General features: G+C 51.4%; 16 protein-coding genes and 2 pseudogenes. 7 read left to right on the forward strand and 11 right to left on the reverse strand.

Annotation, left to right across the window (positions count from 1 at the left end; translation table 11 throughout):
- Positions 1–5: 5 nt before the first annotated feature.
- Positions 6–1163: a cation:proton antiporter gene (locus AC2FGE_RS18055; RefSeq protein ID WP_496820663.1), complete on the reverse strand. Its 1158-nt coding sequence runs from the start codon at positions 1161–1163 to the stop codon at positions 6–8.
- A gap of 200 nt (positions 1164–1363) precedes the next feature.
- Between AC2FGE_RS18055 and AC2FGE_RS18060 the strand changes: the two genes are divergently transcribed.
- Both AC2FGE_RS18060 and AC2FGE_RS18065 read left to right on the forward strand, forming a co-directional pair.
- On the forward strand, positions 1364–1813 hold the full coding sequence (locus tag AC2FGE_RS18060; protein WP_496820664.1) for a phasin family protein: 450 nt from the start codon (positions 1364–1366) through the stop codon (positions 1811–1813).
- Positions 1814–1870: 57 nt separating this feature from the next.
- The gene (locus AC2FGE_RS18065) at positions 1871–2278 is read left to right on the forward strand and encodes a universal stress protein (protein ID WP_496820665.1); all 408 of its coding nucleotides are present in this window, start codon (positions 1871–1873) and stop codon (positions 2276–2278) included.
- A gap of 134 nt (positions 2279–2412) precedes the next feature.
- Here the strand turns inward: AC2FGE_RS18065 and AC2FGE_RS18070 are convergent, their stop codons facing one another.
- Positions 2413–2712, reverse strand: coding sequence for a hypothetical protein (locus tag AC2FGE_RS18070; RefSeq protein WP_496820666.1), 300 nt, complete (start codon positions 2710–2712; stop codon positions 2413–2415).
- A gap of 15 nt (positions 2713–2727) precedes the next feature.
- The gene (locus tag AC2FGE_RS18075) at positions 2728–4239 is read right to left on the reverse strand and encodes a relaxase family protein (RefSeq protein WP_496820667.1); all 1512 of its coding nucleotides are present in this window, start codon (positions 4237–4239) and stop codon (positions 2728–2730) included.
- Here AC2FGE_RS18075 and AC2FGE_RS18080 point away from each other — a divergent pair.
- The 3 genes and pseudogenes from AC2FGE_RS18080 to AC2FGE_RS18090 form a co-directional block, all read left to right on the forward strand.
- Positions 4121–4558, forward strand: coding sequence for a PD-(D/E)XK motif protein (locus AC2FGE_RS18080; RefSeq protein WP_496820668.1), 438 nt, complete (start codon positions 4121–4123; stop codon positions 4556–4558). The genes AC2FGE_RS18075 and AC2FGE_RS18080 overlap by 119 nt on opposite strands.
- Positions 4555–6369, forward strand: a complete 1815-nt coding sequence (locus AC2FGE_RS18085) for an AIPR family protein (protein ID WP_496820670.1) — start codon at positions 4555–4557, stop codon at positions 6367–6369. The genes AC2FGE_RS18080 and AC2FGE_RS18085 overlap by 4 nt, the downstream gene beginning before the upstream one ends.
- Before the next feature lie 61 nt (positions 6370–6430).
- Positions 6431–6619: pseudogene (locus tag AC2FGE_RS18090) on the forward strand (transposase); the annotation flags it as partial.
- A gap of 258 nt (positions 6620–6877) precedes the next feature.
- Here AC2FGE_RS18090 and AC2FGE_RS18095 read toward each other — a convergent pair.
- The 4 genes and pseudogenes from AC2FGE_RS18095 to tuf form a co-directional block, all read right to left on the reverse strand.
- Positions 6878–8005: a hypothetical protein gene (locus AC2FGE_RS18095; RefSeq protein WP_496820671.1), complete on the reverse strand. Its 1128-nt coding sequence runs from the start codon at positions 8003–8005 to the stop codon at positions 6878–6880.
- Between the two features lie 13 nt (positions 8006–8018).
- Entirely contained in the window at positions 8019–9347 is a 1329-nt protein-coding gene (locus AC2FGE_RS18100) for a lipase family alpha/beta hydrolase (RefSeq protein ID WP_496820672.1), read from the reverse strand.
- A gap of 183 nt (positions 9348–9530) precedes the next feature.
- A complete protein-coding gene (locus AC2FGE_RS18105) occupies positions 9531–10178 on the reverse strand; it encodes a hypothetical protein (RefSeq protein ID WP_496820673.1) in 648 nt (215 codons plus the stop codon).
- Positions 10179–10656: 478 nt separating this feature from the next.
- Positions 10657–11829, reverse strand: a pseudogene (gene tuf, locus AC2FGE_RS18110) (elongation factor Tu); the annotation flags it as partial.
- Positions 11830–12340: 511 nt separating this feature from the next.
- On the opposite strand from tuf, the gene AC2FGE_RS18115 reads away from it, so the two are divergent.
- Together AC2FGE_RS18115 and AC2FGE_RS18120 are read left to right on the forward strand one after the other, a co-directional pair.
- Positions 12341–15688 (forward strand): DEAD/DEAH box helicase, encoded by a 3348-nt coding sequence (locus AC2FGE_RS18115; RefSeq protein WP_496820674.1) that lies wholly within the window; start codon positions 12341–12343, stop codon positions 15686–15688.
- 193 nt (positions 15689–15881) lie between these two features.
- Entirely contained in the window at positions 15882–16157 is a 276-nt protein-coding gene (locus AC2FGE_RS18120; RefSeq protein WP_496820722.1) for a ubiquitination-like system serine protease family protein, read from the forward strand.
- 515 nt (positions 16158–16672) lie between these two features.
- Here AC2FGE_RS18120 and AC2FGE_RS18125 read toward each other — a convergent pair.
- From AC2FGE_RS18125 to AC2FGE_RS18140, 4 genes are all read right to left on the reverse strand, one after another.
- Entirely contained in the window at positions 16673–17518 is an 846-nt protein-coding gene (locus AC2FGE_RS18125) for an integrase arm-type DNA-binding domain-containing protein (protein WP_496820675.1), read from the reverse strand.
- Positions 17519–17714: 196 nt separating this feature from the next.
- On the reverse strand, positions 17715–18776 hold the full coding sequence (locus tag AC2FGE_RS18130; protein WP_496820676.1) for a YeeE/YedE family protein: 1062 nt from the start codon (positions 18774–18776) through the stop codon (positions 17715–17717).
- A gap of 42 nt (positions 18777–18818) precedes the next feature.
- The gene (locus AC2FGE_RS18135; RefSeq protein ID WP_170536475.1) at positions 18819–19127 is read right to left on the reverse strand and encodes an ArsR/SmtB family transcription factor; all 309 of its coding nucleotides are present in this window, start codon (positions 19125–19127) and stop codon (positions 18819–18821) included.
- 100 nt (positions 19128–19227) lie between these two features.
- The gene (locus AC2FGE_RS18140) at positions 19228–19572 is read right to left on the reverse strand and encodes a hypothetical protein (protein WP_496820677.1); all 345 of its coding nucleotides are present in this window, start codon (positions 19570–19572) and stop codon (positions 19228–19230) included.
- Between the last annotated feature and the right edge of the window lie 9 nt (positions 19573–19581).

Raw genomic sequence — 19581 nt, forward strand, 5'->3', positions numbered from 1 at the left:
ATCTGCTAGTCCGTGTCAGCCGTGCGTCTGATTGACATGAGAGTGAGTGGCGGCCCCAACACCTCGAAGACCACAGTGCTGGCTAGAGTAAAGGCCATGATCGACGCGGCCCAATGCGGAAATTGTTCTCCAGCTACAAGGGCCATTCCTACTGCGACACCGGCCTGTGGTAACAAAGCGGGACCGTACCAGCGGGTCTGACGGCGAGGCAGGCCGCCAAGTCTCGCTCCGCTATAACCCCCGACGAGGCGGGCGACGGCGCGCAAGAATAGGAAAAGAGCGCCAGCCCAGCCCATCAAACCGAAGGCTTCAATTTCCAACGTGGCGCCAGCCAACAGGAAGAACAGGATCATGAATGGCCACTGAATGTGCTCGATCTCATGAAAAGCACGGTCGTGATGGCGGGCAAGATTCCCGATAACTGCGCCCGCAACCATGCCTGCTACCAAGAAGGAAACCTCCAGCCAAAGCGCGAGGCCCGCGGTAAGAAAGACTATGCCCACTGCTTCTGCCTGCATTGGCTCCCCCGGTTTCAAGCGGCCGGTCAGGTAAGCGGATGGCACGCCTAGTGCGCAACCCAGCAAAATAGCCCCTCCGAAATCCCACATCGCTGTGGTCGTGACGGTGGCCCAACCATCCGAATGACCGGCCAGAACCAAGGCGATGCTGAAAACGATCAGACCCCAAGCGTCATCAATTGCGACGACGCCCTTTAATGTCTCGGTGAAGCTGTTGGACACCCCAGATTGCTTGATCACGTCCATCATGGCGGCCGGAGCCGTAGCCGTAGCAATTGCCGCCAGCACCATTGCCAACCCGAAGGGTACGCCGATTGCGGTCAATCCAGCAGACACGATAACAAGGGTTGCAACCACGATTGAAATCGAAATCGTCAGAATGGCTCTGCCATGCCGAACCAGGTTCTCGCGGGTTAAAGAACCTCCAAGAAGAAACGCGACCATCGTTAAAGCCACCATGGAAATCTCGTCGAACCACATTGCAACGTCGAGTGGGATCAAACCCATTCCGGCGTTCCCGGCGATCAGACCGAGGAAAAGCAAGGTTGTAACACGAGGAAGATGCGTGACCCGGCCAAGTTGGTCGGCCGCCAATCCAGCAAGGAAGAGGATACCAAGGGTAATCAGAAAGCCGGCAATGTGCATAGAAAACCAAGCGTTAAGTTCTTGTCTAGACTACTCTAACTCCAACACTGCCCTCTAGGAACCGATGTCGGAGAGAATGCGAGTGTCCCGTTGCGGCCTATGCCGAGGGTAATAAAAATAAGGGATTTTGATCTGTGTTAAGGCGAAAGCGCGCCGCAGGTGGCACAATAGCCTATTCAGGGAATGAGGAGGAATTTTCGATGCCGACAAAGAAATCTAACACAAATAGCCCGACCTCACTTTTGGATGTTTTCAAGCAAATGCAGCCGCCCATGTCTGGCAATCCGGCCTTCGGTGCCCAGATCGAACAGTTTTGGGACGCACAAGAAAAATTGCTCGAAGAAACAGAGGCCTTTGCACAGCATTGGTTCGAACGGCGTCATGAGGCGGTCCGGACGGCTCTAAAAGCTGCACGCAATGTGTCTTCCGCGAACCCGTCCGATCCATCGAAAGCCCTTCAGAGCATGGCGGAATGGCAGCGCCATTCGGCTGAGCGGTTGGTTGCTGACGCGCAGGAATGGTTCGAAACCGTGTCCAGTTGTGCATCTTACGTCGCCGAAACCGAAGCTGAAGCTGTCGAGAAAACAGTTGGTGATGTTGCAGCCGCTACAAAGAACGCGGGGAAGTCTTCAAAGTCTGAGCCTGTGTAGGATTCCTGCTGCCGAAAAACCAAACTGAAATCGTCGAGGCAGTAGATAGGAGGTCAAATGTACAAGAATATCCTGATCCCGGTTGCTCTGGACCAAGAACACGACACACAAGCGTCGTTTGAGGCCGCGCGCCAATTGGCTGATACGGACGCTGTTTTCACCGTTGTACACGTCCAAGAACCCATTCCGGCATATGTAGGGTCTCAGATTCCAAGTGAAGTGCTTGCACATACGCAGCATGAGATATTGGAAAACCTGCATCAGACTGCCTCTCAAATTCCAGGCGCGAAGGTACAGCTCATCTCCGGGCATGCGGGTAGGGCTATTGTCGACTTCGCAAATCAGATCGATGTTGATTGCATCGTCTTGGCTTCGCACAAACCTGGATTCGAGGACATATTCCTAGGTTCCACTGCGAACAGAGTCGTGCATCATGCCAAGTGTTCGATTCACGTAATACGGTGATCCAAAGCTAGCGATGCGAGAATTCTATGGGGTCTTGTCAGAAGAACTTGGGTAGAGCGCTGCAGGGCGGTTGCGTAGCTTTTGCCCATGACCAATCCTGCCGAAAAAGTGCCCGATCTGACAACAACAGATTTTTACAGCCTAGTGAAATCGGACGTACAAAGCTGTCCGACCTCGATCACCTTGGCGTCCAATCCTAACTCCCTGATCAAAAACCCTTTGTCGCCCCACTTCCGGATGTAGCGCAGGTAGTCGTTGCCTTCTGCGTCCATAAACAGACAACGGAGGTCACTGTATTCGCCCCAAACACCTGCGATGGCGATCAACGGGACGTCTTTTGGCAAGCAGCGCACTTTCTCGAAGTCGCGATAGTCGATCCCGAAGTCGAGTGCTTGGCGAAAACTCATGGTGAAGCGATCATGTGAAAACAACATTGCTTTCCCTTCAAATTACAATTGGAAGCCGTAGTCACGGTCTTGCTCAAGGCGTTGCTCGTTCAGTTCTCGTTCAGCTGATTTTCGGCGGCTCTCGCTAGTCTCAAACTGGTCTGCAAGTTCTCTTCCAGCGTCGTGTAGCTCTGCTCTTCGGTCAGCAAGCCGGCTAATGTGGTGACTGACACGAGATGCGATTTCATGAGCAGCTCCACGCACTGTCCTAAGCCATTCAGTCTGGTTTCGATCCCGGTCGTCGAGCGTTCTTCCAAGCTGCGCAATTCCTTGGCTGAGGTCTCGCAAGCCGTCACCAACCGCTCGACGCACGCGAGCAAATCTCGCTCCAAAGCTGTCAGGGGTTGATTCATCTAGTTCGGCTCCACTCTGATGCAGGAAACCAATCGGCTCGCCACCGAACAGGTGCGCATGCTTGATGTCTCTGACGGCAGGATCAAATAAGTCGCTTGCTCGTGCAGCACCGTCTGAATGCCCAAGCTCTCTAATTGCGCCGTTGTCGCCATCGTCGAAAGTTTCCAGCTCCACAGAAAGGTCAGCCCTAGCGTCACTGAGATCAGCACTAGACAGGCTGTTGCGGTCGCCCAGGGTGAAATCCATAATATTCGTTTGATCGTGTCGATGTGACTCTGCCAGGCCGTCCCGCTCCAATCCAGAAACATGCGGGTATCGGTTTCGATTGTATTCCGCGCGTGTGTCACACATTCCAGAATATCGTTCCTGAAGTTCTGCAGTTGAGACTCCATCAAGACGGCGTGTTCTTTGCGGATCTCGTCCAGATCCGCGTTCAATTTCTCGCTCAGCCGCGTCGGCTTGCCATTCGTCACGGAATATTTCTCCTTTCAATCGCCAGCGTTCGCCGGTCTCTGGGTCTTTGGCGGTGATGTAATTCTTGCTGGCGCGGGGGATGTCATAACCAACATCCGTCAAGGTATCGATCATGCTGGCGCGGTCGGTGATGGCACCGATGCTGATCTGGTCGAGGATCCAGCGGTGCAGATCTTCGCGGCCTTGCGCGCGTGTCGGGGTCTCCAGGGCCGCCTGCACTTCTTGCGCCCGCTCTAGCTCCATCGGATCGGCCCAGCCGTGCGTCTTGTTCATCAGGTCACGCAGGCTGTCGTAGGCTGTCTGATAACCTGGAGGCGCGATGTTGAGGCTCTTGCCTGTGGTCAGCTCCAATCGTGGCGTGCAGAAATGCAATTCAATGCGATCTTCGTGGCTGTGGCGGACCCAGAGCATGTCGTATTGCTCGCCATCCAGCCCGGCAAAGGCCAGCTGCTCGAAGGCATCCATGACCTCGGCCTGCTGTTCCTCGCCGGGCGCGTCACCGGCGGCAAAGCTGATCACGCCCGCCCGGTAGGTCCATTGGTGGCGACTGGCGTCGATCAACGCCTCGGTGCGGCTTGGATCGCCGCGCAGCACTGCCGCTGGGTTCAAGGCGAAGATTAATAGCATTGAGCAGTTGGATTGTGACAGGTCACCGTTGTTTTTGGCCACGATCCGGTTTTCAGACAAGGATAGCGGGGAGGCATTACCCAGTTTGGTGTCGAGACTGAAGGAGAGGGCAAGGGCAGTTGGCGCTGTACGATCATTGGAGGCTTGCCTCTTTGCGTCCCGTTATTTTGAAGAACATGAGGCCTTGTATCAACGCTGTCTTGCGGTCGAAGAGGTTCGTTGTTTCGACGTTGAGGAGCCAGGCTTCCCGAGGCTCGCGCGCACAAAGCTTCCCAACCAAATCACAAAGGTCGTTTATGATCTGGATGTTGATTCAATAGAAACCGCCGGTTTGTCTTTGGACAAAATGATGGCTCAACTAGGCGCAATCGATCAATGAACTTAAGCGAGTTTCACGAGGACTTTCGAAAGCATGTTCTCAGTGTTGTTGAGGAGCGGGCTAAAAATCCTGACATAGAATACCCGTCGGAAGAGTTGGTTTTTGCTGAGTTAGTAATGGATGACATTGCTGAGGCAGGTATTAGCGAAATCCCGGAGCTCTGTCACTGGACAGGCACAGTCGGAAACTCAAAGCTTCGGATTTCGGGGTATAGCGTGTCCGACGATCAGTCGAGGATTGATCTTTTTGTTACTCACTATTTCGGTTCAAGCTCATTGGAGAAACTTGCGGATAGCGAAGTCAAAAACACGGCCAAACAAGCGGTCAATTTTGCAGTTCAAAGTGCACGCGGGAAGTTGCTGCCTCGTCTTGATCCAGTAAGTGAGATTATCCCTTTGGTTGAGTTGTTGCAAAACCATTGGGTGGAACTGGATCAACTAAGAATTTTTGTAATCACAGACGCACAAACAAAGTCTAAGCGCCTAAAGCCGCAAGAGGTAGACGGACGGTTAGTCCAGGTTGAGGCCATGGATATAGAACGTATCTTTCGGCACACCTCCGGAAAACCCAGGGATGAAATCGTTATCAGCTTCGAGCAAACTTTGGGCAAACCTCTTCCATGTGTTCACGTTCCGGATCCTGAATTGGACTACGAGTATGCATTAGCCGCGATTCCCGGTGAGATTGTGAGAAGCCTTTACGAAAGATACAACACAATGCTCCTTGAAGCTAACGTGCGTTCTTTCCTTGGGACCAGAGGAAAAGTGAATAAGGGCATAGCCGAAACGCTGGCAAAAGAGCCTGGGCATTTTATGGCATTCAATAACGGTCTCGTCGTCGTATGTGATGAAGCGCTCCTTACAAAAAGAGAAGACGGCACAACTGGAATTTCATTGATCCGCGGGCTTCAGATCGTCAACGGAGGCCAAACCACTTCATCAATTTATTTTGCAAAACGGGACAATCGGGAAATTGATGTTTCGCGTGTAATGGTTCCGGCAAAGATCATTATTCTAAAAGGAGAGAACGAACAGGGACGAGAACATCTGATCTCCAATATCTCCAAGTTTGCCAATAGTCAGAATTCTGTAAAAACGTCGGATCTTTCCGCCAACCGCCCATTTCATATACAGCTCGAAAAACTTTCGAATGACACATGGTGTCCGGATGGGATGGGGCGGTGGTTTTATGAGCGCGCCGCGGGTTCATATCAGGTGCTGATGCTGCGCGAAGGGCGGACCCCAGCGCAACGGCGTAAAGTTACCGCCATGATACCAACACGCAGAAAACTAACAAAAAACGATGTGGCAAAGTATCATGAGAGCTGGCGTGGTCTGCCTGCCCAAGTAGCATTAGGTGGAGAAAAGAACTTTGCCGCTTTTATGGCAGCTCTTGATGAGAACCCCACTATCGTACCGGAACCTCTTGATGCAACTTGGTACAAAGGATTGATAGCCAAGGTTATTCTGTTCAAGGCAATTGAGAGCTTGATAAAGAAGAAGGAGGCGAAAGCGATATTTCGGCAAGGCTATGTTAATATAGCAAGTTACACAGTTGCCTTGATCGCTGAACAACTTGGCGAACTTATCGACCTCGACCAGGTTTGGCATCGCCAGGGGATCTCTCGCGAACTGGAGGCGATGCTTTGGAATTGCTCAGTAAGCGTTAACGAAGCCTTCAATGAGATTGGTGCAGGTCGTCAGTTTTCGGAAGTGGCAAAAAGGGCTGAGACTTGGGCTCGAGTTAGGCAAGTTGAGATTGAGGTTCCGCCTGGCAGAATTCCAGAGATAAAGAGCTTAGACAAGTCTTAATAGATGTTTCTGAAGACTGTTAGTGCCGCTCTCTTTTTGCTCAACCTTGCAGCTTTTGGGTATCCCCGGTCGGAAGCAGCGCAAGACAACGGTGAAGTACGACAAGCGCCGATACAAACGCCGCAACCGGATCGAGATCATGTTTGGCAGGCTCAAGGATTGGCGCCGTGTGGCAACCCGTTACGACAGGTTCCCGAAGGTCTTCCTCTCAGCAATCGCCCTCGCAGCTCTCGTCATCTATTGGCTATGAGTCCTTACCCTAGAAGTCAGTTTCTAAATGGTTGCGCAGAACCGATTGGTCTTACAACAACTGAAAATCCTTCGAATTCCTTGAGGTCGCTAAAGCGCTTAACGAGTGATGGACGTAACTCAAGCACTATCCTGTCACCGAATTCGCATCGCTCCCGAAACACCGTGCCATCGTATGGGCCTAGCTTAAGGCTTTTCCAAAGCCGCAATCTAACAGATGCCTTCGCGATAGGTGGTGTTGCATCCGGGCAGGCCACGATTACACTCCATGCCCCGATACCAGAGTTACATCGAAGGCCTCCAAAATGGGCCTGATAGGCAGGATAATCGCAGACCTGTCTCTTGTACCCGCAACGACCAAGCCGACAGCTCGGCGTTCCGCTCCAGCAACCTCATTTGTTATGACAAGTGCACCCGAGTCCCCCGGAGCAGCAAAAGGTTCTCCAGACGATGAAACCCTCCAAAGGTTGTCTACAAAAACAGAAGCTTCAAACTTTTTAGGCACACCAAGCTCCGGATAGCACGTGAACTTGAAGTCTATCGCGATTGGCTTTGTAAATTCTGACTCCACCGTTCCTACGGTATAGCCAGTACTACGACCTACCTTGGAAACCTCCAGCACGCCTTCATCAGCCTCCGCGTTGAGGTCATGTATCTCCGTTGGTGTATCGAAGTGCCCTGATTGAGAAGACGATACTGCCGATTCTTTGACAGCCTGAAAAAGAGCAGCATCTATGTTTGGGCGTAACCCGATGGTAGCGGGATCTCCTGGAACCAGCGGCAATGCGCGCGAAAAATGGCCAATTACACGCGGGTCAGGCCACCCTTGGACCACATCTTGGATACCCGGAGATATAATCGGCATCCCCGCTCGGAGATAACCGCATGCAGCGACGACGTGGCCACAACTTAGGCCGAACAGCGTTCCTTCAGCATTTCGTACCAGCGCGCCCAAAGTACCCGCAGCCCGGTCGTTTCCGACGCTGATTGAAGTACCACAAGTTATCCGATTACCTTTCAGGACTGGCTCTTCAGGAAGCTCTCCAAGTGGAACGGAACCTGGGCCTTGCGGCCCGATGTCGAGCGCGCGGAAAATGATTGGTAGTTCGGGGTCGATTGTTTCAATCAACTTCTTATGGTCTGTCTGAGCGTATGCTCGAGCTGTATAAATCACCACCGCGTCACGTCGGCGGTCTCCCTCAACAGCAACCACAGCACGTTTAGCCAAACGGTCCTCCGAATTTGAGGCAAACATACGTGCACCTTGGAGAGCCTCATCTTCTATTTCACCTTCGTCGACCAACGAAACACGATTGTCAATCAGACCGCGCTCGGCCAGTGCGCGCCTGACAGCCTCGACTTTGTCCTTTAGAGATGCCACCATCACATGCTACTCCGGTTTAGTTTTTCCGTACGAGCAATGTTGTCTCACCCATAGTGTCATCGGGAAGCGTGACTCGCAAATCGTAAATCCCTGGGTCAAGAGGCGCAGCCAAATGGTAGATTGTATCTTCGTCCCCAAGATTCATTGCGATTTCTCTTTTTTCTTCGTTTCCCGCTCCTTCGCGGGGTGAAATATGCATCCGCGCAGTAATGGCTCTATCAAGTGGCTTGCCAACTGAAACTAAAACTTCGACTTCTACTCCTTCTCCGTTCGGTACAACGCCCATAACCGGAACCGACACCTGTAATGACTGCGCATCTTGCTCCGTAGCACCATCGTCAGCCGAGTAGATCACGGTTTCTCCACTTGCCCCCAGAAGTGATCGGAGCGTACGCCGTAGTTTTCGGTTGTCGACTATTGCCGCATGTTCTGCAGGCAATATCATGGTTGGGATAACGCTGCCTGCCGCGCTTGAAAGTGGTACGGTTTCATCCCCGCTATTGCGATCGGTGACCATGCGCATTTTACCATCAACTGCAAGCCGCGTAACGGTCTTGTAACTGACCCCGGCAAACTGGAATGCTGACACATCGTTAGGCCAAGGCAGATCAAGTATCTTGTGCAGCTTAAGAACGCTAGCTAAAGAGTCCGGTAGAAACCCTGCCTCAACACCGAACTCACCAAATAGATCCAGAGTGGACACTCGTGTTCCCTGGATCGTCCAGACCGATGGCGAGTTAGGTGGTGGCATTAGTTGATAAGCTGATCGAAGTGTCTGCTTTCCTCTAAGCTCGATGAAGGCGCGACTAGGGATTCCAGCGACGCTGTCCAACCCCATCAATCGCGCAACCGCCAACGGAGCTCCTTTGAACGGAGCGGCCATAGTTATTGACTGAATTACACACGAGCGAAATGGCCGGGAACTGTAGGTCGGGTCCTGAATGAGAACGCGGGCTACCAGCCCCCCCATGGAGTGCGAAACGAAATGAATTATTTTGGCACCCTCTTCAACTAGTTTATCCAACTTATCCGCGAGTGCTGGTGCAATTGCATCAACTATGTCCAAGCGCCAGTCGTATGCTAGTACCTCAAGACGCTTGTATTGCCCTTTCCGAGAAAAACCTGCGCCTTCAATTTCCTCCAAGACACCACGGTAGATCTGCTTTAGGCATACCTGTTCGACTGCGTTCGGTGCAAAAAGTGGCGTCTCGTCTAGAAGCGCTTTCAACTTGTGCGCGGCCAATTCTCCAATTGCTTCACCCACAGTAGGCGGCCACACTTTAGTATTATCCGCAGTCCTCAATTCTGAACCAAGTATTCCAGGTAGAAATGCTACTATTTCCATGTTCAATTCTCCAAATAACTAGCTTTGTAGCTGCCAATGCGGCAATAAATTCAAATAGCGCTTCCAAATGTTCTGACGGAAAGTACGTGGTTCGCAACTTTAGCGATGGAAAAAATAGAAAAATCAAAATTTATCTAATTCGCCACTATTGCCATTGCCAAAGAGGAAGTACGTGTGACCAAATCATTTCTCCGGATCAAAGTGTAAAGGCACAATTACATGCCTTACAAAGAAATCTAATCCGCTGCTTTTGCATACATGGCGAGACTTGAACCAGAGTTCGTCGCCACAGCGGTCTTCCAAAACGGAAGCTAAGTTTTCCTCCGCCAGTTTGTCCCTCCATGTCTCCAAAATGCCTTTAGCATCCGGACAGCGACAATAGATGATTATCTCGCCGCTGTTCCCGCCCGACGTGGCTGTTCCATACCTCGTTGTTAACTGTAAGAAACCATCCCGCAACCATCCATAGCGGTTTTTGTAGATTTTGGCCTCACCTATCCATTGAAACATGCCTGGTCCAACTACAACGATATCGCAATGCCCGCCGATCTGCGTATCATGTGACGCCGGAATACGAAAAAGATACAACTGTTCTACAATTTGTACGGTGAGTTCATCCTCGGATTGGTGCTTGTTGTGATGGCGGTTTCGAACCAATGACTGATAACAATAGTCTAATACTCCTTCCAATGCTTCTAATCGGGCGTGGTGAGACTTTGCAGCATGAAAACCGAATGCGTGACCATCTGCCAAACTATTGGCAAAATCGTTGAGGTCCTTTAGTTCGCGGAGTTCGTTCCCCTTTTTATAATCCTTCTCAGTGAACGGCATTGGACCATCCATCAGCATTCGCTAATTGCGCATAAAAAACCGGATAGATACACCTATCAGCGTCATCTATAGCCTCTCCAGTTTCTGGGTGATTGAACGTATTTTGTCTCAATGCGGTATCGAAATCTTCATTCGATAGGAGAAAGCTACTTCCTGTTGAATCCACAAAAATCGCCTCGAGCGAGAAAAGCTCGATTGGACAAGACGTCAGATAAAGTGCTGCCTTTGCAATGTTGCCAGCTGAATACTGGGGGCCAACTAACTCTTGTAGATCCAACAACATGAAGCGCTTCCTACCGTCGTCAGGTAGTGCCGCGGTTTGCCTGAGCAAAGCTTCAGCGGTTGCCCTGACGTCGTCGTCAAGGATGGCTAGATAATAATGAACCCTCGCATCGAAATCGCTATCCGCAGCTGGCATTCGACCAGTCGGTTTTTTTTCAATCTGTGCTGCAGCTGCCTCTGCAACTCGGTCAAAGTCATCTAGTATTTTGGCTACGACCCCCGCCCCGACGGTTCGACCTCCCTCCCGGATTGCGAAGCGTAGACCGTGTTCCATTGCGACAGGAGCGATCAGCTCGACGGTGAAGCCGACATGGTCGCCGGGCATAACCATCTCGGTGCCAGCTGCCAGCGTCACGGTGCCGGTTACGTCAGTGGTCCGGAAGTAGAACTGAGGACGGTAGTTCGCGAAGAACGGGGTGTGACGACCGCCTTCTTCCTTGGTCAGGATGTAGGCTTCGGCTTCGAACTTGGTGTGCGGTGTAACCGAACCCGGCTTACACAGAACCTGGCCACGCTCAACGCTGTCGCGGCCTATACCTCGTAGCAAAACGCCGATGTTGTCGCCCGCTTCACCGCGGTCCACCAGCTTGCGGAACATTTCAACGCCGGTGCATGTGGTTTTCTGAGTGTCACGGATGCCGACGATTTCAATCTCGTCGCCAACATTGATCACGCCACGCTCAACACGGCCGGTCACAACAGTACCACGGCCCGAGATCGAGAACACGTCTTCGATCGGCATCAGGAACGGCTGGTCAACAGCACGCTCAGGGGTGTCGATATACTCATCAACAGCCGCCATCAGTTCCTTGATCTTCTCTTCGCCGATTTCCGGGTTGTTGCCTTCCATCGCGGCCAGAGCCGAACCTGCGATGATCGGAATATCGTCGCCGGGGTATTCGTAGCTGGACAGCAGTTCGCGAACTTCCATCTCAACCAATTCCAGCAGCTCTTCGTCGTCAACCTGGTCAACTTTGTTCAGGAACACGACCATCTTCGGGATGCCAACCTGGCGGCCCAGCAGGATGTGCTCGCGGGTCTGCGGCATCGGGCCGTCAGCGGCGTTCACAACCAGGATCGCGCCGTCCATCTGAGCGGCACCGGTGATCATGTTCTTGACGTAGTCGGCGTGGCCGGGGCAGTCAACGTGCGCGTAGTGGCGGTTCTCGGTCTCGTATTCCACGTGGGCGGTCGAGATGGTGATGCCGCGCGCTTTCTCTTCCGGCGCACCGTCAATTTGGTCATACGCTTTGAAGTCACCAAAATACTTGGTGATCGCTGCGGTCAGCGTCGTCTTGCCGTGGTCAACGTGGCCAATCGTGCCGATGTTGACGTGCGGTTTTGTACGCTCAAACTTTTCCTTTGCCATTGCTTTTTTCTACAATCAAATTTTTCTGAGCAAACTACTCTAATACCAACATAGAAACGACTTCGTTTCAGCTTGTAAAGATTCAAGTGCTCCAACATAGGAAGCTACACGCGGGGTTGAATACTTTTGCCATAAACCAATCCTGGCCCAGAAAACCGTGGTGGATCGGAGTTCCAACTGCGCCTACGGGTAAGGCAGTGTTGCTATTTGACCGGACCCAGAATCCGCACAACCCGGTCAAGATCATTGTCGACTTGATCGTGACCGGGTCAGTGAGCCCCATTGCGATCGGCTACGTGGTCGGGGACCGCCTGTCGGCAAGGATTGGGCTCAATGCTGCAACGGGAATGTCGATTGCATTGAGATGCGTAGTAATCATGCCAACGCAAGCACAGTTCATGGGTTTATCGGGGAGTACCGATCGTTCTTGCCGGGCGCGTTTTTCGGTGCCTTGCCAGATGTGAGCGTTCAACCTACGATGTTCACATTTTAGTGCAGAAAGTATTGATTTATGGCGACAAATACAAAAATACCGCGGCTAATACTGAGCAACAAATTCCGTTACTATCAAAAAAACGCAATCAAACTCGTACGAAAATACAGACTTAGACACTTGACCAACGAAACTTCCGGTTGTGCCTTAGTCTGTCATCCTACTGGAACCGGCAAAACCGCAGTTATTGCTGGAGTTGCGCAAGCAAGTCCGGAAATCGGTACCGTCCTAGTTTTGTGCACACGGCAAGCAATAAGAGACCAACTTGCAAGAGAGCTTTCGGGCAATCTTTATCTCAAAGCAGATAAGTTCAATGCTAAACCTACTAACTTGCCCAAAAAGCCGGTTCTAGCAGTGAATTCTGCATATGGGCTACAAAGGACTTGCTCAGACCTACAAGCATCTACGTTGGGGAGCTTGAGTGTCCAAATCGCGAATCAAGTGCGTAAAAACGTACCGGCCAATTCCGCAAAGACGCCACTTGGCTTGGGAAAAGATGAGCCTGTTGTCCTGATCATGACTGTGCAGCTATTGGCAAGCCTAAAGAGAACCAATTCCAATGTGTACAACCGCCTTACCCGGCTCGTCGACACAGTTGTCTTTGATGAAGGACACTATGAGCCGGCAAAAACGTGGAGCAAGGCCATTAGGGAACTTCAAAAACCTTGCGTTTTGATGTCAGCAACTCCTTATCGAAATGACTTAAAACCGTTCGAAATTGAAAAGGAAAATGTCCATATTCTAAAATACGTCAAAGCTGCCAAAGACGGGTTTGTGCGCAGCGTGGTGCCTGTTCTCCGGCCTCGCATCCAAGGTCACAAAGAGTTTTGCAACGACATTCTCAAATTTGGGTACAGCGAATTCGGCCCTGATCAGAACAACTGGCCACGGATCATTATTCACTGCGACACAGCCGCCAAGATCGTTGCTTTAACGAGAACATTTCTAGAAGCAGGTATCAGTGCTATAGGAATTCACGACACATTCAAACCAGACAATACAGAACCATGGCGCCTCCGTTCAGTCCCGAATCCAGAGAAAACTGACGCGCAGGTTTGGATCCACCAATACAAGCTAATGGAGGGAATTGATGATCATCGATTTCGCCTTTTGGCGTTCTTTGATCCAATGTCAAACGTACGTTCTCTTGTGCAACAAGTCGGAAGGATTATCCGAACAGGGCCGGGTTCTTCAAACGAAAATGCAATAATCCTCGATCACTTTGGTGGTCGAATAATCAAAGATTGGAACCTATTTCGCGACTACGATGCGTCACTTTCCGTTGACATGCTCGTCTTGAGCGTAACGAAGTTCTATTTGGCCCTTATGCGCAATAATCACCCCGATGTTGATTATATTGCCAACCGTTTTAGGAGGAAATTTGACCTGAACAATGTTGAGGCCCCACTAGATGAGTTTCTGTTTGACCGACGGGCGACAATAAGAAAACCTGTTAACACTTTCAGTATCGCCCCGTACGTTTCCAAATGTATAGAAGACTTGGAAGCGCGAGATTTTGAAATCGTTAAAGTTTTTGAAGCGCCCTCAGTCGCAATAGTCGTTTATGCCTATGCTAGTTCACCAGAATTTTTGAACAACTCGTACTTTGCAGAAATTCGGCACGGCGCGCGAGCAGTTGTCTTTCTTCCGGAAAACAAGCTCGTAGCATTCTCAGATACAAACTCCACAGCTTTATCAACAAATGAGAGCGATCTATTTGAGAGCCTTGATCGATCTCAACTTCAGCGCTTGATATCACCCGGGGCGATGGGGCGCCTTAGCTCGATATCTTCCCAGAACACCAGCCTCGGAAATCGCGTCGTTCGCAGACGTTCATATTCTGCTCCAAGCATCCAAGAAATACCCGTCGGCTTAGATGAGCACGGCCACGTGGTATCATCTGTTTCGGGCTTTAACGGCGATCGGCAACGATTTCGCGACGATCCAGGGTTCGTCCATGATGAGAGCGATTTTGACACTTTTAGTAACTTCGACCCTTTTGAGGTCGGAAGAGACCCAGAACTGATCCGCCGCTATGTCGGTCTTTCAACGGGTCGAATATCCGAATCTGGCGAGAAACTGCGACCTGCCGCGATGGTGTCTTGGATCAAATCGCTTGCACAGCAATTCGACGACGGATCGTACGCTGAGACAGTTTACGGTCGCTTTGCAGAGGAAGTTGTTGATGCGATACACTTGGGTGCTGCAAAGAACATCCTTGTAGATTTGTTTGACGCGATGGACCTCTATCGTCGCCGCGAAGACGATGAGTATATTTTTTCTGATGATCTGTGCGTCGACACCCGCGAAAAACAGAAATTGTCTTCCGGCGACTGGGTCAGCTACTGCGAAATTAGATTCAACGGAGTTACTTTTACTATCAAGATTTCATTCAGCGTATCCAGCCAACGTTACCGAATTGATTCCGCGGCTCTGGACGAAGCTTACTACGCACCCGACGCGCTAAAAGATGTTCCCATCTGCCGATTCTTGAATGATCGCCAAGCCTTCAACATCATTCCGGAACATGAAGGGTCCATCTACGTGCATGGGCGATTTTTTCGTCCTAGCCTGAATTTTGGGGATGGGTTTCAAACCGAAGGCTTTCAAGTGGGTCAGTGTCTCTATCCAAGTAAAAAGCTCAAAGGAGTTGCATCCGAAAAGGGTCGTTTTGTCGTACGCTCAGATGGTACTCGTGCGAAAAAAGACGGGGTTCAGTTCGACCCTTCTTGTTTGTTTCGGATGATCGATGATTGGAAGGGAGGCTTCGACACCGAAACTCTAGATTTGGTTGAAGACTGGGTCAAAACGTACAATTCGCAGGCTCTTTCATTCGAACCAACTATGGTAATTTGTGACGATATGAACGCAGAGTCTGGCGACTTCATTATAGTTGACGAAAAACGATGGCGAGTCGCTTATGTGCATGCAAAAGCCTCGACAAAGTACGCGCCTCGTTCCGCGTCAGCAATTCAAGAAGTTTGCGCACAAGCCCAAAAAAACCTGTGGCCATTTGCAATGTTCTCGCTACTTGATCCACCGAACCTTCAAAGGTGGCGAGAAAAAACGCATCAGTTTAAGGGCTCCGGGAATGTTTCGCTGCAAATGAAAGACAGGATCAGGAAACCCATGGGTATTGATGGAGACGAAGCGTGGTCCCGACTGCGTAAGCTGTTGCTTCACCCGCAAACCGATCGCGAAGTCTGGCTTGTATTGGGCAACATGATGTCGGCCGCTGAATTGGAGCAAGGATTGAAGAAAAGCCCGCCGACGCCGGAATGCGTTCAAACGCAGCACCTGCTCGACACAACAATAGGTGCTGCCGGGCAACTTAACGCAAAGCTACGAGTCTTTTGCGCACCGTGACGCCAAGAACAAGTTGCAACTTCGCTGCAATAGACGTGCTGGATGACTGCTCACAGATTGCACTCTGTGTTTTATCAGACTGCAACACCGATTATTTTTTTACCCACACAGCGACATTTGGAAAATCGCTTATCACCTCCAGCAATGTCGATCCCTGGCCTATCGAACTGGTGCTACAGACAGTGTTCTGCGTCTGCTCCACTCATGCCTCAAGTGTCCGGGCGGCTGCGGAGAAGCTTTCAGTCTTTCTCTCAAAACCAACCAGCGACCTCGATGGCATTTCACGGAAGATCTTTGGCTGAGACCTACTGTACATCCGTCGGTCCAAAAAAGACCGATTGCGGATGCCACTTTTGGATCAAGAAGGGACCAATCACTTGGTGTCGGGGTGGACGACCATCCACGCGTTCAAAGGCAGACAGATGAAATCAAAATGGTCGGTGCAAGCCAATGGTTTGCTTCGGAGTAGGTTAAATGAATGCCGATGCAACGCAGCGAATGTCGGCTTGCCGCCCACTCCGCGGATATCTGGGTTTTCAGGGTGTCTGTATGCGCGCCCGCAGCGAAGAGCAGCAAAGTCCGCAAAGCAGTTGCTCCACGAGCTAAAAGTGTATGGCAGCTTTGATCTCCAACCTGAGATTGGGTCAGCGGGTCAGAGTCGGCTGAAGCACAAACGGGTGCACCATACAATTAGACGCGTTTTCGAATGTGGTTTTAGCTTACTGGACGACGTTGAGCGGTTGGACTAGCTTGCATTGTATTGGGCAAAAATGGATGCACAGGGACGACTGGTGCGATTCCAGAACACGGAATCACACAAATAAATCAACTACTTGAAATGAAATGAGAATCCCACTGGGGGTAATTTTGGGGGTAATTAATAAACTTGGATACAATTTCATTGTTTAATTTTAGATGCTTACCATTTTTCTCCGATTCCGCCCCCGGCACCACTTAACAATCTGATATGTATGTGCTTTCTGCTCATGACTGATCCTCGTTTCGGTCAGGTTTGACGCTTTTCTGCGAAGGTTTGACACTTTCGGCCCGCCTTCGGTTCTCTTCTTCCAATGTCGCCATGGTCTCGCGGTTCTTGTCGGTAAGGTTCGCCGACCGCGAATAGTGCCGCGCCATGGACGGTGTTTTCTGTCCCAACAGGTCCGCGATGCGGCGTTCGTCTAGGCCGGCCTCGCGTAATGTCGTGGCAACCGTGTGCCGCAAGCCCTTGAGGGTCAGGCCTTTTTCGATAAGGCCTTCATTCTCAAGGGCGGTCTTGAAGCGGTGCCAGACGGTCGAAAAGGCGTGCTTCATAACAATTCCGAGACGGTTGATTGCTTTCGTCGCAGTTGGTGCTTTCTCGTGCCAGATTTTGGACAGGACGTTCTTCACGTCTTGTTGGTCGATCTCCTCAACGGGCGTTTTCCCTAGCTTAGGCAGAATGTGCAGTCTGAGTGGTGAGAACCACCGTCCGGCTTCACCGTCGCCTTTGAGTTCCGCCTTTTTCGCTTCAAATGCTGCGAGCGCAATTGTCTCCAAAGAATGATCCGCTTTTGAAGCCATGCGCTTCTCGCGTTCACGCTCTTTGATGGGGTCTTTGCCGCTGTTTCTAACGGAGCGCCAGCGCTGGGCAGCTTCTCTTGCCTGTTTTAGACTTACATCTTGCAGTGAGCCGAGGCCCATTTCTTTCCTGCGTTGATAAATTGAATAGCGGTACACCCACTGTGCACCACCGTCTTCGCGTTGGATAAAATACAGGCCGCCACCATCACAGTGCTTGCCGGGCGGCAGCCCTTTAAGTTGGGCTGCTGTCAGGCGATTTATCGCTCCCATCAATCCACCATTCTATCCACCATATCACTTGACATAGCATGGCACACGGTGGGCAAAGGTGACACCATGCCGGCAGTATTTTTTCGTTAACTTTCTGTTTCTTAGGTGTGCACGATAATTCATGGGTATCTGGTTAAAGGCCGCCCCCGGGCACCATTTTCGAGTGACGTAAGGTGTGCCGACCATGGCTTGAATCTTATTGTTCGGCTATGAAGGACAGCCCAGACACAAGCTGTTTCAGACCCAGCGTGGCACCTGCAAAGATTGCGGCAAAGGTCACTGGTGCGCTGTATGCCAATAGCGAGAAGGCCGATATGCCTTGTCCGACACTGCATCCGACTGCAATGATCGCGCCGGGGCCCATAATCGCTGCACCCAGAATTTGTCGCTTTAACTCACGCGGGTCCTCGCATGCCTCCCAGCGGAAATGACCTTTAGACCAGGACCCCAGAAACGCGCCGATCAGAACGCCGGAAACTGATCCGACGGCAAAGGACAACGTGTTCCCGGACGCGGTCATGAGGTAGAGTATTGTATCACCCAATGGTGCGGCGAAGGTGTGGGTTTGGGCTCTCTCAGCATCGAATCCGTATGTCGCGACCCAGTTTGTCCCAAGCCATCCAGAGACAATCGCCAACCCGACCGCGGCGCCCCAAAACACTTGCATAGAGGTTCGACGGAAGCGATCATTTGCCAGTGCAAACACGATCAGGATGGTGCCAACAACCGATCCGAAGACCCACGCGGGAATCGAAGTTAGTCGTTCTGCCAGATAGCTGAGGCTTTGGGGCGCGCTGAGATTCATCTCCACCGGAAAAACCCAAACCCGCAGATAGGCCAGGGGGCCTGACATTGCGATATAGGCTGAAAGGCCCATGATCAGAACGATGACGAATGATCGAAGATCGCCGCCTCCAAGCCGCGCCAATGCGCCATAACCGCAATTCCCGCTGATGGCCATTCCATAGCCGAACATCAGGCCGCCCACGATTGAACCGATCGGGTTCCATGTCTGTGCAAGGTATCGTGTCTCAACAGGATCAAGCCACTGAAGCCCTATGGCCACGTGGCTGCCTAGGATCGCAACACCGATGGCGATGGCCCACATGCGCATCCGTCGGTCATCATCTGCATACAGATAGTCTTCGATCGCACCCAATGTGCAAAACCGACCGATACGCGCAGCAAGGCCCAAGACGACGCCGCCAATCAAACCGATCAGGGCAACGGTATTTGCGTCTCCTATTGTTTCGAGCATGGCCAGTCTCCTCCCAAAGCTGGCGGTGTCTTTGAATGGCCTCTACTTCTCCCTACAGAATAGATCGTAGACGACTTCCAGGATTTGCGTCGATCGATCATCAGCCAGGCTGTAGTAGATCGTTTTGCCTTCGCGTCGCGTTTTGACCAGACCTTCGAACCGCAAGCGCGATAGTTGCTGTGACACCGCCGCTTGCCGGGCCGAAAGCATCTCTTCCATCTGCGTCACGGATTTCTCGCCCGAGGACAGGTAGCACAAGATCATCAGACGTCCTTCGTGGCTGATCGCCTTTAGGAAGTTTGATGCCGTCTGCGCATTCTCCATCATTCTGTCCAGATCGTCTGCGCACATGTCCTTTGTGAACACTGGCAGTTTCGAAGGTTTGTCCAACAAGGTCGCCTCGCTTTCTCGGCTTCACGCATTCAAAACAGTTTATGTGATTTGTCTTATTTTAGCCAGACGTCTCAATAACTACCCCGGCGTCACGTAGCAATACGCCCAGGAACCCCCAGAAAAAGTCTTCGCCCGGGTAGCCTTCAATCCGGCCCACCTCCTGACCGCTGTCCAGTAGAACAAAAGTCGGCGTGTAGTAGAGAGGTTTTTCCAAAGTGACATCGTCCGGGGTCGCTTGGTGAATATCAAGCCGTTGCAGCGGTGCTGCTTTTCCTTCGGGTGTCTTGGGATAGATATCAGAGATTTCATCATCCCAGCGGGCACACCACATGCACCCATCTTCTTCGGCCATCAAAAGCGTCATCTCGGCCTGCGAACACACAGGAAAAACAAGCAAAGTCATTGCTAAAGG

Source organism: Ruegeria sp. YTSA075 (assembly GCF_059610245.1).

Excerpts from the sequence above, each read along its gene's own strand:
- AC2FGE_RS18100 (WP_496820672.1), bottom strand. The coding sequence starts at position 9,347 with ATGGAAATAGTAGCATTTCTACCTGGAATACTTGGTTCAGAATTGAGG.
- AC2FGE_RS18140 (WP_496820677.1), bottom strand. The coding sequence starts at position 19,572 with ATGACTTTGCTTGTTTTTCCTGTGTGTTCGCAGGCCGAGATGACGCTT.
- AC2FGE_RS18135 (WP_170536475.1), bottom strand. The coding sequence starts at position 19,127 with ATGTGCGCAGACGATCTGGACAGAATGATGGAGAATGCGCAGACGGCA.
- AC2FGE_RS18130 (WP_496820676.1), bottom strand. The coding sequence starts at position 18,776 with ATGCTCGAAACAATAGGAGACGCAAATACCGTTGCCCTGATCGGTTTG.
- AC2FGE_RS18070 (WP_496820666.1), bottom strand. The coding sequence starts at position 2,712 with ATGTTGTTTTCACATGATCGCTTCACCATGAGTTTTCGCCAAGCACTC.
- AC2FGE_RS18065 (WP_496820665.1), top strand. The coding sequence starts at position 1,871 with ATGTACAAGAATATCCTGATCCCGGTTGCTCTGGACCAAGAACACGAC.
- AC2FGE_RS18060 (WP_496820664.1), top strand. The coding sequence starts at position 1,364 with ATGCCGACAAAGAAATCTAACACAAATAGCCCGACCTCACTTTTGGAT.
- AC2FGE_RS18085 (WP_496820670.1), top strand. The coding sequence starts at position 4,555 with ATGAACTTAAGCGAGTTTCACGAGGACTTTCGAAAGCATGTTCTCAGT.
- AC2FGE_RS18105 (WP_496820673.1), bottom strand. The coding sequence starts at position 10,178 with ATGCCGTTCACTGAGAAGGATTATAAAAAGGGGAACGAACTCCGCGAA.
- AC2FGE_RS18055 (WP_496820663.1), bottom strand. The coding sequence starts at position 1,163 with ATGCACATTGCCGGCTTTCTGATTACCCTTGGTATCCTCTTCCTTGCT.
- AC2FGE_RS18125 (WP_496820675.1), bottom strand. The coding sequence starts at position 17,518 with ATGGGAGCGATAAATCGCCTGACAGCAGCCCAACTTAAAGGGCTGCCG.
- AC2FGE_RS18115 (WP_496820674.1), top strand. The coding sequence starts at position 12,341 with ATGGCGACAAATACAAAAATACCGCGGCTAATACTGAGCAACAAATTC.